Origin of the sequence: Pseudomonas sp. HMSC057H01, from assembly GCF_001836405.1 — a bacterium.
Classification (GTDB): Bacteria; Pseudomonadota; Gammaproteobacteria; order Pseudomonadales; family Pseudomonadaceae; genus Pseudomonas; species Pseudomonas aeruginosa.
The window spans coordinates 548,193-559,509 of record NZ_KV828512.1 but is presented as its reverse complement, the minus strand read 5'-3'; the positions used below and the strand labels follow the sequence as shown (position 1 = coordinate 559,509).

The following is an 11,317-nucleotide window of genomic DNA, read 5'->3' as shown; positions in this document are numbered from 1 at the left end:
CATGGCCGGCATCGGCTTCGAACTGCGGAAGATCCTTTCCCGCGATTCCTATACGGCGACCCTGCGGGCCTATCTCTACGCCGGGCTGATCAGCTCCGGTCCCTGGGTGCTGTCGATCGTCAGCGTGATGCTGATCGGCGTGCTGAGCCTCGGCGTGGTGGTGCCGGACGTGCTGGTCCGGCAGTTCCTGATCACGGTGACCTACCTGATGGCGCTGTCGCTGATCTTCACCGGGGGACTGCAACTGTTCTTCACCCGCTTCATTTCCGATCGCCTGTTCGAGCGCAAGCACGAGGCGATCCTGCCCAACCTGGTGGGTGTGCTGTTGCTGGTGACGTTGGCGGCGGGCCTGCTCTCGGCGATATTGCTGGCGACCCTGTTCGATGAGCCGTTCGCCTACCGCCTGCTGGTGATGGCCAACTTCGTGGTGCTCTGCAACCTGTGGCTGGTGATCATCTTCCTGTCGGGAATGAAGGCCTACAAACGCATCCTGCTGGTGATGTTCATCGGCTACGCGCTGATGGTCGCCTGTGCCTACCTGCTGCGTTTCATGCAGATGGACGGCCTGCTGCTGGCATTGCTGATCGGCCACGCCAGCCTGCTGTTCGTCTTCCTCTACGACATCCTCCGCGAGTACCCGGCCAGGCGCATGGTGGCCTTCGACTTCCTCGACCGCCGGCAGGTCTTCGTCAGCCTGCTGCTGACCGGCCTCTGCTACAACCTGGGCATCTGGATCGACAAGTTCATCTTCTGGTTCAACCCATCCACCTCGGACCTGGTGATCGGCCCGCTGCGCGCCTCGATCCTCTACGACCTGCCGATCTTCCTCGCCTACCTGTCGATCATTCCCGGCATGGCGGTGTTCCTGGTGCGCATCGAGACCGACTTCGCCGAGTGGTACGAGCGGGTCTACGAGGCGATCCGCGGCGGCGAGACCCTGCAGCACATCGGCCTGCTCAAGGAGCAGATGATCCTCGCCATCCGCCAGGGCCTGCTGGAAATCTGCAAGGTGCAGGGGCTGGCGGTGGTCCTGCTGTTCCTGCTGGCGCCGCAACTGCTCGGCTGGCTGGGAATTTCCCGCTACTACCTGCCGCTGTTCTACATCGACCTGATCGGGGTGAGCATCCAGGTAGTGTTCATGGCCTTGCTCAACGTCTTCTTCTACCTGGACAAGCGCCGCATCGTCCTCGAACTCTGCGTGCTGTTCGTGATCGTCAACGGCGTCCTGACCTTCGTCAGCCTGCTGCTCGGGCCGAGCTTCTTCGGCTACGGCTTCACCCTGTCGCTGCTGGTCTGCGTGCTGGTCGGGCTGTACCGCCTGACCACCGCGCTGGACGACCTGGAGTACGAGACCTTCATGCTCAATCGCTGAGGGGTTTCGCCGGCGGCAGGGTCTTTCAGAAAGGGCCGATTCACCCGGTTGAATCGGCCCCTTTTTTTGCTTCCTCGATGCGTTTTTGCAGCTTCTGCATATCCACCAGGCGTTGCGTACCGAAGGTTCGCATCGGCAGGTCGCCGCTCTCTATCCAGGCATAGAGCAGGTCCGGCCGGTCGCTGAGGCCGGTCAGGAAGGCGAAACGCATCAGGGTTATATAGCGGGGGCATTCGGCGAAACCCTCTTGGGGGAGTTCTTCCACTTTCATCAGGCGTCCTGCACCATGGTCCGATGTTGGAGGGGAACCCTCGGTCTAGAGGGCTTGGATTCATATTGATCTACTAACAGTTAGTGAATCAATATGCATAGGGAACCATCAGACGCGGACTACACATGGTAAAGAATCGACGTTTGTTCACTGCTGGCAAGCGCTTGCGCGCCCTGCGCGAGCTGATGGGCTTGAGCCGTCCGCAGTTCGCCGAGTTGGTGGGGATGACGGCCAAGCGCCTGGAGAACATCGAGAACGAACTGCAGCGCATGCACGACGAGGACTTCGAGAAGGTCTGCGGAACCTTCCCGGAGTTCAGCGACTGGATCGCCTATGAAGGCAGCATCGAGCCGCAGTCGATCGCCTGGAAGGTCGCCGACTCGGCGCAGGCGGCCGCGGTCTACCTGGTGGAGCGCAACCCGGTGCTGCTGGAGCGGCACGGCATCGACATGCAGGCCTGGCGCGAACGCCACCGTGAGATACGCGAGGCGCTGCTGGCGGCGGAACAGGCGCCGGAGGCGGAGCCGGCGCCCCTGCAAGAGCCGCCGGAACCCAGGCGCCAGCGGAAGAGGAAAACGCCCGCGAGCGGCAAGGGCGACTGAGGCGCATCGCGCCAGAAACGAAGGGAAGTATCTGTACATGGTCTATGTAGTGAGGAAGCGCTGCCTGTTTCGCGCCGGCGAGCGCCTGTTCGGGTTGCGCGGGCTGACGGGGTTGAACCGACCGCAGTTTTCCGAGGTGGTCGGCATGGATCCCAAACGCCTTGAGAACATCGAGAGTGGCCGGCAGCGCATGCACGACGAGGATTTCGAGAAGGTCTGCGGGACCTTTCCGGAGTTCAGCGACTGGATCGCCTATGAAGGCAGCATCGAACCGCAGTCGATCGCCTGGAAGATCGCCGAGGCCGCCCAGGAAGCGGCGGTCTATCTGGTGGAGCGCAACCCCGAGCTGCTCGAACTCCACGGCCTCGACGTGCCGGCCTGGCGCGAGAAGCATCGGGAAATCCTCAAGAAGCTGCGCAAGCGGGAACTGTCGCCGCCACCCGAAAAACCACCGAAACCCAGGCGCAAGCGCAAGCCGAGAAGCAACCTGCCCACACCCACCGACGGTACCTGAGACCGGCTCCCTCTCCCCAGCCCTCTCCCGCAAGCGGGAGAGGCAACGGGGCTCCCGAAGCCCAGCGGTAGGGCGAATAACGCGCAGCGTTATCCGCCGTCAGCCCCAGGTGGGCCTCAGAACACCACTCCTACCGGATAGACGAAGGCGTTCACGTCGTAGAACGGCGTGCGCTGGTAGAACCATTGCAGGCGCGCCTGCGGATCGGCGGCGAAGGCCTTGTCCTCGCGCAGGCGTTTGTCGAAGGCGGACTTCAGCGCCGGGTCTTCCGCCAGCATCTTGCGCGCCATCGGCTCCATCACGTATTCCTCCGGCTCCTCGGCGGCCACCAGGGTGGAATTGAAGAAGCCCCAGGACCAGAACGAATCCGGACTCTGCGGTTGCAGCAGGTCGATGGCCAGGACGCCCAGCGGCTGGGCGGTGTCGATCGACAGCGAGCCGGCCGGGAAGGTCTGCAAGCGCTGGAACGGCTTCGGCGTGCCGCTGACCAGCAGGCGACCTTCGTAGCCCGGAATCCGGTTGCCTTGCACGCGATCCGGTTCGAAGCCATCGGCGAGCTTGATGTCGTCCATGCGGTACAGGGTCACGGCGATTTCGGTCGGACGTTCCAGGGTGGTGTAGCGGATACCGTGGGCCTTGATCCGGGCGATCACTTCGTGCCACTGCGCCGGGACGATGAAACGCTGGGGACGCGGCACCACCAGGTCGGGTACGCCGTTGTCGGTCACCGGTAGTTTCAGCGTCTTCGGCCGGTTGCTCCAGACGATGGTGCGGGCCCCGGTGACCGGCGATTGCTCGTAGCGGTAGTCGCCGACCACGAACGGCGTCTCGGCGGCCTCGCCCGGCTTCCAGGTGAGGATCACCTCCTTCTGCCGCAGCAGGCGCTCGCGGTCGCTGGCGATGGCCTGGCGCAGGCTGGCGGCCTGCTCGCCGATCACCTCGAACATCGCCTTGAGCATCACGTAGTTGCCCAGCACCTGGGTCTTGTACGGATGCAGGGCGTGTTGCTCGATGAGGATCGACGGCACGTTGCGGATGTCGCCGTACTGGTTGGAGAAGCGCGCCAGGTCGGTGCGGTAGGGGTAGTAGCCCTGGGTCGGATCCTGGTTGTCGTTCAGGCTGATGCATTCATGGACCATGTGCCCGAGGCTTTCCAGCGCCTGGTACACCGGCTTGCGCATGACCTGGTCCATCCAGGCGCTGCTCGCCGGTGACCAGCCATTGCCGTTGTGGCAGTAGGAGCTGTCGTAGGGATACATGGCGCCGTCGGTGGAGTGAGTGTCGGCGAAGAAGCTCAGTTCGTAGTGGTTGAACACCCAGGCGACGTTGCGGATCTCCGCGCTGTCGAGCTTGGTGAAGTCGCGGTTGAGATTGAGATTGCGGCCGTTCACCCGCCAGCCGGTCTCCCGCGGGCCGTTCTGGTTGATCCGCCCGTAGGCGCTGCGGCGCAGGTCGCCGTCGACGTTGACCACCGGGATGAACAGCAGGTTGATCTTCTCCAGCAGCCCGGCGAGCGGGCGGTCGGCAGCGCTCATGTCGCGCAGCAGCATGAACATGGCGTCCTTGCCGTTGGCCTCGCCGGGATGGATCTCGGCTTCCACCAGCAAGGTCGGCTTGGCGGAGCGCTTCAGGCCGGCGGCGGACTTGTCGGTCTCGGTGGAGGCGGTCACCAGCAGCATCGGGTGACCCTCGGCGCTGCGCTCGGGCAACTCGCGCAAGGCGATGCGGCCGGAGGAGGCGGCTACCAGTTTCTCCAGGTAGGCGCGGGTCTCGCGGTAGTCGCTGGTGCGCTGGAAGTCGCTGCTCTCGGCCTGGGTGATCAAGGGGTCGCCGGGCTTGGCCAGGTAGCGCAGGCTGCCCAGCTTCTGCTCGAACATCGGTGGCAGGATGCGTTGGCGGGCCGCGGCCGGGTAGGCGCTGTCATCGATGTAGGCGGGCGCGTGGGGCAGCTCCGCGTGAGCGGGCAGGGCGCTCGCCAGCAGGACGCCGGCGAGTAGCGAACGGGGTTGGCAAGGGAACACGATGAACCTCCATGTGGATGAGAACGGCCGCGGCGTGGATGGGCTTGCGCGACGCGAGCCACGCGTCGTCGCGCAGCCAGTGCAGTGAAACGCCGGCGGCAGGCATCGGTGTTGACGCCGGGCAAGGCGCGGCGAAGCCGATGGCGAGAGCGCCGCCGGTGGATGGTTCAGGGCTGGGTTTGCAGACCCTTCAGCAGTGCCTGGTGGAAGCGTTCCGGAGCCTGTATCTGCGGGGTATGGCCAAGGTCGGGGAATTCCACCAGGGTCGCCTGGGGAATCCGTCGGGCGGCGTCCTTGCCCAGTTGCGCGTAGTTGCCCAGCCTGGCTTTCAGTTCCGCCGGCGCGGCGTCCTTGCCGATGGCGGTGTTGTCTTTCTCGCCGATCAGCAGCAGGGTCGGCATCTGCAACCGGTCCAGTTCGTAGACCACCGGCTGGGTGAAGATCATGTCGTAGGTCAGCGCCGAGTTCCAGGCCACCGACTCGCGCCCCTTGCCGCGATACATGCCGGCCTGCATCTGTACCCAGCGATCGAACTCGGGGCGCCATTCGCCGGCGTAGTAGGTGGCTTGCTGGTATTGGCGAATGCCTTCGGCGCTGGTCTGCAAGTCGCGCCTGTACCAGTCGTCGACACTGCGCCAGGGCACGCCCAGGGCCTTCCAGTCCTCCAGACCGATGGGGTTGACCAGCACCAGTCGTTCGACCTGCCGCGGGTAGAGCAGGGCGTAGCGGGTAGCGAGCATGCCGCCCATGGAATGGCCGATCACGCTGGCCCGGGCGACGCCGAGCCGTTCCAGCAGGGCGTGGGTGTTGGCTGCCAGTTGCTGGAAGCTGTACTGGTAATGGGCCGGCTTGCTCGACTTGCAGAAGCCGACCTGGTCGACGGCGATCACCCGGTAGCCGGCGTCGGCGAGCACGTCGATGGTGCGCTCCCAGGTCCCGGCGCAGAAATTCTTGCCGTGCATGAGCAGGATGGTGCGGCCGTTGGCTTTCTTCGGCGCGACGTCGAGGTAGGCCATGCTCAGCGGCTGGCCCTGGGAGGTGAAGTCCAGATAGTGCACCGGATAGGCGTAGTCGAAGCCTTCCAGGCGTTCGCCGTAGACCGGCGCCTGGCTGGCCAGCGCCGGCCCGCAGGCGAGGGCGAGACAGAGACTGAGGCGGGGTAGGGACATGCGATCGCTCCTGTGTGGGTCTGCTGGAGGATGCACGTCAGGGCGCGAGCTGGCCAGTCCTGGCCGGTTGCCTACAGTTGCTTCAGATACTTCACCACGTCTGCTGCGCCAGCCGCCCGCAGACCTTCGCCGAGGGCATCGGCGCGTTCGTCGTTGCGGGGCAGCAACAGGCACTCCGGGGTTTCCGGGGTGAACAGGGCGAGTCGCGCATAGGGCAGGCCGGTATCCAGCAGCAGGCTCATGAAGGTCGGCTCGGACCAGGCCTGGGTCGGAATCCGCAGCATGTGGTAGCGCTGTTCCAGTTCGTCCAGCGCGCCGGGCTCCAGTTCGTAGCGTTCCAGGTGTGCCGGCAGCTTCAGTTCCAGTTCGCGGCGGCGGGCGTAGACGATCGCCGCGGCGAAGGCGCAGGCCTGACGTTCGCCCGCCCAGAACAGGCGCTCGCCGTGCCAGGCGGCCTGGCGCAGGCGGATGCTGTCGCCGTTGGTGAAACGCGGCAGGGCCAGGCTCAGGGCCTTGACGAAATCCTTGTAGCTGATGATCCGTACGCCCCGGCAGACCTCGGCCGTGGCCAGGTCTTCCAGGCGTGGGCAAGGTGTCTGGACGAGGATCTCGCGGCTGCATACGCCTTCGATGGTCTTCAGGTCGACCGACTCCAGGGTGGAGTGACTGACCCGCACCAGGCGCTTGAGGACCGTGTGGGCTTCCGCCTTGTCTTCCTGGACCGGGCCGGACAGCGCGCCGCGCGGCAGATCGACCAGGGTGTGCAGGGGCGGTCCGGCCTGCCACCAGACGCTCGGCTCCGGCCGTCGCAATGGCTGGAACGGCAGCTCGAGGGCGGCCGCCCGTTCGCGCAGCTCCCGGCCATCGCTTCGCGCGGCACCCAGGCGCAGGCGGTTGGCGAGTGCGGAAAGGCGACCGGTGAAGGTGCTGTTGCTACGCGAGTTGGAACTCATGATCGACGGAGGGCTCCTCGGGCTCGGCGACCGACGCGGAAAGGGGCGGGAGGGGACGGCGACGGTCCGTCCATTGAAGCACAGGTTCGGGCGTGACATTCAACCGCGTGGTTTGTGGCAAGCTGTCGTGGTTCATTCAAGCGGGGGGCTCCATGCCCGGTCTCATCATGGATATCGCCCTGTCCGGCGAACGCCTGCAGGCCATCTACGGCGGCAGGGCCAATCGGGTCCTGCTGCGCAGCCGCGACGGTCGCCGGGTGAACCTGCCGGCCCATCACCTGCGTCCGTTCATCGGCCACGATGGCGTGCATGGCACGTTCCGCCTCGATTTCAGCGAGGATGGCCGCCTGCTGGCGCTGCAACGCCTCGCCTGAGCGGGTGCTCGACGGCTATAATCGGCACCCTTCATTCTGCCGACCGATACCCGACCATGTACACCCTGGCCCGCCAGCTGCTGTTCAAACTGTCCCCGGAAACCTCCCACGAACTGTCCATCGACCTGATCGGGGCCGGCGGTCGCCTGGGCCTGAACCGCCTGCTGACGCCCGAGCCGGCCAGCCTGCCGGTCTCTGTGCTGGGCCTGGAGTTTCCCAATCCGGTGGGGCTGGCCGCGGGCCTGGACAAGAACGGCGACGCCATCGACGGGTTCGGCCAGCTCGGTTTCGGCTTCATCGAGATCGGCACCGTCACTCCGCGACCGCAGCCGGGCAATCCCAAGCCGCGCCTGTTCCGCCTGCCGCAAGCCAACGCGATCATCAATCGCATGGGCTTCAACAACCACGGCGTCGACCACCTGCTGGCACGGGTGCGCGCGGCGAAGTATCGCGGCGTACTGGGGATCAACATCGGCAAGAACTTCGATACCCCGGTGGAGCGCGCGGTCGACGACTACCTGATCTGCCTGGACAAGGTCTACGCCGACGCCAGCTACGTCACCGTCAACGTCAGCTCGCCGAACACGCCCGGCCTGCGCAGCCTGCAGTTCGGCGATTCGCTCAAGCAACTGCTGGAGGCACTGCGCCAGCGCCAGGAAGCGCTGGCGCTGCGGCATGGCCGGCGGGTACCGCTGGCGATCAAGATCGCCCCGGACATGACCGACGAAGAGACCGCGCTGGTCGCCGCGGCGCTGGTCGAGGCGGGGATGGACGCGGTGATCGCGACCAATACCACTCTCGGCCGCGAAGGCGTGGAAGGCCTGCCGCATGGCGACGAGGCGGGTGGCCTGTCCGGCGCGCCGGTGCGGGAAAAGAGCACGCACACGGTGAAGGTGCTGGCCGGCGAGCTGGGCGGACGGCTGCCGATCATCGCCGCCGGCGGTATCACCGAGGGCGCGCACGCGGCGGAGAAGATCGCCGCCGGGGCGAGCCTGGTGCAGATCTATTCGGGTTTCATCTACAAGGGACCGGCGTTGATCCGCGAAGCGGTGGACGCCATCGCCGCATTGCCGCGGCGGAATTGAAAAGGGCTCCTTGCGGAGCCCTTGGGCTTGCGCCCGCCGCCCGGATGGGGCGTGCCTTGGGGAAATCGGTGCTATCCGTGTTGTCGCTTACACGTGCTGGAGTTGATTGAGACGTTGTAAGCCGGCCGTGCCAGTGAGGCCGTCCCAGTTGTCGCCACGGCCCTCGCGCCAGCCGTTGAGCCAGGACTGCCGCGTCGTAGGATGGGTGAACGGACAAAGATCACGAGATTTACCGGTTATGCCGTTCTGATAACCACGCAAGAAGGCTCTTTCCAACGGATCACGCTTAAGTCTTCTCATAGGGTGTTGCCCTCACTTGTTGACTGTTATGTCCCGTTGGCCCCCAGGGGAGGCCTGGCGAAGCTTTCGCCGAAAGGGGTCGTTGCCGGCGTGACGACCCTCGCCCGACACCGTTGCGGTGGCGGATTAACTGGAGTTCTAACCAAAGCGTTCAGGCGTGTGAATGACCGATTTGTCATAAAGACTTAACGCTTTCGTCGATAGGGCCATATGTTGCAGGCTCATGACGCCTGGTTTCCGGCGCTAACGCCGCAGGGTCGCGGGGTTGCGCCTTATAACGATTTGCACCCCCACCAATTGAGATTTCCTCGCATTCCGACGAAGGGTCGCCCAGACTGCGACTCGGGGTCGCAGCGAGCAACGCCGGGAGCGTTCCGGCAATCGAACCACGGCACCTGGTGCCAAAGAAGTGCCCATGAGGGTGCTTCCACTGACAAGGGCTACGGCCCGGGAAGGCGATATGGCTGATGTTTACGAATTGTTTCTGACCTGCCCGAAAGGCCTGGAAAGCCTGCTCCTCGAAGAGGCGCAGGGGCTCGGCCTGGACGAGGCGCGCGCCCAGGTGTCGGCGGTGCGCGGGCAGGGCAGCCTGGAGGTGGCCTATCGCCTCTGCCTGTGGTCGCGCCTGGCCAACCGGGTCTTGCTGGTGCTGGCGCGATTCCCGGTGGAGAACGCCGAGTCCATGTACATGGCGGTCCACGCGGTGAACTGGGAAGACCACCTGGACGCCGGCGGCACGCTGGCGGTGGAGTTCAGCGGCAAGGGCTCGGGCATCGACAACACCCATTTCGGGGCGCTGAAGGTCAAGGATGCGATCGTCGACAACCTGCGCGAGCGCTCCGGCCGACGTCCGTCGGTGGACAAGGTCAATCCGGACGTGCGCGTCCACCTGCACCTCGACCGCGGCCAGGCGACCCTTTCCCTGGACCTCTCCGGGCATAGCCTGCACCAGCGCGGCTATCGTCTGCAGCAGGGCGCCGCGCCGCTGAAGGAGAACCTGGCGGCGGCGGTGTTGATCCGTGCCGGCTGGCCGAAGATCGCCGCCGAGGGCGGTGCCCTGGCCGACCCGATGTGTGGCGTCGGCACCTTCCTGGTCGAGGCGGCGCTGATGGCTGCCGATATCGCGCCGAACCTCAGGCGCGAGCGCTGGGGCTTCAGCAATTGGCTGGGGCACGTGCCGGCGCTGTGGCGCAAGCTCCACGAGGAAGCCCAGCAGCGCGCGGCGGCCGGCCTGGCCAGGCCGCCGTTGTGGATTCGCGGCTACGAGGCCGACCCGCGCCTGATCCAGCCGGCGCGCAACAATATCGAGCGTGCCGGAGTGGCCGACTGGGTGAAGATCTACCAGGGCGAACTGGCGACTTTCGAGCCGCGCCCGGACAAGGGCCAGACCGGCCTGGTGATCTGCAACCCGCCCTATGGCGAGCGCCTCGGCGACGAAGCCAGCCTGCTGTATCTCTACCAGAACCTCGGCGAGCGCCTGCGCCAGAGCTGCATCGGCTGGAGCGCCGGGGTGTTCACCGGGGCGCCGGAACTGGGCAAGCGCATGGGTATCCGCAGCCATAAGCAATACGCGTTCTGGAACGGCGCGCTGGCCTGCAAGCTGCTGATGATCCAGGTCGAGCCGCGCCAGTTCGTCACCGGCGAGCGTGGCGAACGCAACGACGAAGGTCTGGCGCGGGCGCCGAGCGAGCCGGCACGGCTGAGCGAGGGCGGGCAGATGTTCGCCAATCGCCTGCAGAAGAACCTCCGGCAACTGGGCAAATGGGCGCGCCGCGACAAGATCGAGTGCTATCGCCTGTATGACGCCGATATGCCGGAGTATGCCCTGGCGGTGGATATCTACGGCGATTGGGTTCACGTCCAGGAGTACGCCGCGCCCAAGTCGATCGATCCGGCAAAAGCCCAGGCGCGCCTGTTCGACGCCCTGGCGGCGATTCCGCAGACCCTGGGCGTTGCCCAGGAGCGGGTGGTGGTCAAGCGCCGCGAGCGCCAGGCCGGCAAGAAGCAGTACGAACGGCAGAGCAGCGAGGGCAAGTTCCTCGAGGTGGGCGAGGGCGATGTGCGCCTGCTGGTGAACCTGACCGATTACCTGGATACCGGGCTGTTCCTCGATCACCGGCCGATGCGCCTGCGCATCCAGAAGGAGGCGGCCGGCAAGCGCTTCCTCAACCTGTTCTGCTATACCGCCACGGCCACCGTGCATGCGGCCAGGGGCGGCGCGCGCAGCACCACCAGCGTCGACCTGTCGAAGACCTACCTGGACTGGGCGCGGCGCAACCTGTCGCTCAACGGCTTTTCCGACAAGCAGCGCCTGGTGCACGGCGACGTGATGGAGTGGTTGCGGGAAGACGATGGCCAGTACGAACTGATCTTCATCGACCCGCCGACCTTCTCCAACTCCAAGCGTATGGAAGGCGTGTTCGACGTGCAGCGCGACCACGTCGAACTGCTCGACCTGGCCATGGCGCGGCTGGCGCCGGGCGGGGTGCTGTATTTCTCCAACAACTTCCGCAAGTTCGAACTGGACGAGAGCGTGCAGGCCCGCTATGCGGTCGAAGAGATCACTGGCGAAACCCTCGATCCGGATTTCGCGCGTAATCCGAAGATCCATCGGGCCTGGAGAATCACCGTTCGCTGAGGCGAGCGGCATTCATGC

General features: G+C 65.5%; 11 protein-coding genes. 6 read left to right on the top strand and 5 right to left on the bottom strand.

Annotated features, from left to right (window positions below):
- Position 1 precedes the first annotated feature (1 nt).
- The gene (gene pelG / locus HMPREF2581_RS27540) at positions 2 to 1,372 is read left to right on the top strand and encodes an exopolysaccharide Pel transporter PelG (RefSeq protein ID WP_003103470.1); all 1,371 of its coding nucleotides are present in this window, start codon (positions 2 to 4) and stop codon (positions 1,370 to 1,372) included.
- 40 nt (positions 1,373 to 1,412) lie between these two features.
- Here pelG and HMPREF2581_RS27535 read toward each other — a convergent pair whose 3' ends face one another.
- On the bottom strand, positions 1,413 to 1,643 hold the full coding sequence (locus tag HMPREF2581_RS27535) for a hypothetical protein (protein WP_003091282.1): 231 nt from the start codon (positions 1,641 to 1,643) through the stop codon (positions 1,413 to 1,415).
- Between the two features lie 125 nt (positions 1,644 to 1,768).
- On the opposite strand from HMPREF2581_RS27535, the gene HMPREF2581_RS27530 reads away from it, so the two are divergent.
- Positions 1,769 to 2,245, top strand: coding sequence for a helix-turn-helix domain-containing protein (locus HMPREF2581_RS27530; protein WP_003130641.1), 477 nt, complete (start codon positions 1,769 to 1,771; stop codon positions 2,243 to 2,245).
- 37 nt (positions 2,246 to 2,282) lie between these two features.
- A complete protein-coding gene (locus HMPREF2581_RS27525; protein ID WP_003103222.1) occupies positions 2,283 to 2,759 on the top strand; it encodes a helix-turn-helix domain-containing protein in 477 nt (158 codons plus the stop codon).
- A gap of 116 nt (positions 2,760 to 2,875) precedes the next feature.
- Here the strand turns inward: HMPREF2581_RS27525 and HMPREF2581_RS27520 are convergent, their stop codons facing one another.
- The 3 genes from HMPREF2581_RS27520 to HMPREF2581_RS27510 form a co-directional block, all read right to left on the bottom strand.
- Positions 2,876 to 4,780 carry a M14 family metallopeptidase gene (locus tag HMPREF2581_RS27520; RefSeq protein ID WP_003138552.1) on the bottom strand — a complete coding sequence of 635 codons (1,905 nt, stop codon included), beginning with the start codon at positions 4,778 to 4,780 and terminating at the stop codon, positions 2,876 to 2,878.
- A gap of 167 nt (positions 4,781 to 4,947) precedes the next feature.
- Positions 4,948 to 5,949: an alpha/beta fold hydrolase gene (locus tag HMPREF2581_RS27515; RefSeq protein ID WP_003091278.1), complete on the bottom strand. Its 1,002-nt coding sequence runs from the start codon at positions 5,947 to 5,949 to the stop codon at positions 4,948 to 4,950.
- A gap of 71 nt (positions 5,950 to 6,020) precedes the next feature.
- Positions 6,021 to 6,902 carry a DUF6685 family protein gene (locus tag HMPREF2581_RS27510; RefSeq protein WP_003452519.1) on the bottom strand — a complete coding sequence of 294 codons (882 nt, stop codon included), beginning with the start codon at positions 6,900 to 6,902 and terminating at the stop codon, positions 6,021 to 6,023.
- A gap of 152 nt (positions 6,903 to 7,054) precedes the next feature.
- Between HMPREF2581_RS27510 and HMPREF2581_RS27505 the strand changes: the two genes are divergently transcribed.
- Both HMPREF2581_RS27505 and HMPREF2581_RS27500 read left to right on the top strand, forming a co-directional pair.
- A complete protein-coding gene (locus tag HMPREF2581_RS27505; protein WP_031632397.1) occupies positions 7,055 to 7,276 on the top strand; it encodes a DUF2835 domain-containing protein in 222 nt (73 codons plus the stop codon).
- 56 nt (positions 7,277 to 7,332) lie between these two features.
- Entirely contained in the window at positions 7,333 to 8,361 is a 1,029-nt protein-coding gene (locus HMPREF2581_RS27500) for a quinone-dependent dihydroorotate dehydrogenase (protein ID WP_003138558.1), read from the top strand.
- 87 nt (positions 8,362 to 8,448) lie between these two features.
- Here the strand turns inward: HMPREF2581_RS27500 and rmf are convergent, their stop codons facing one another.
- The gene (gene rmf / locus HMPREF2581_RS27495; RefSeq protein ID WP_003103238.1) at positions 8,449 to 8,661 is read right to left on the bottom strand and encodes a ribosome modulation factor; all 213 of its coding nucleotides are present in this window, start codon (positions 8,659 to 8,661) and stop codon (positions 8,449 to 8,451) included.
- Between the two features lie 460 nt (positions 8,662 to 9,121).
- Between rmf and rlmKL the strand changes: the two genes are divergently transcribed.
- The gene (rlmKL, locus tag HMPREF2581_RS27490) at positions 9,122 to 11,299 is read left to right on the top strand and encodes a bifunctional 23S rRNA (guanine(2069)-N(7))-methyltransferase RlmK/23S rRNA (guanine(2445)-N(2))-methyltransferase RlmL (RefSeq protein WP_003116467.1); all 2,178 of its coding nucleotides are present in this window, start codon (positions 9,122 to 9,124) and stop codon (positions 11,297 to 11,299) included.
- The last annotated feature ends 18 nt before the right edge of the window (positions 11,300 to 11,317 follow it).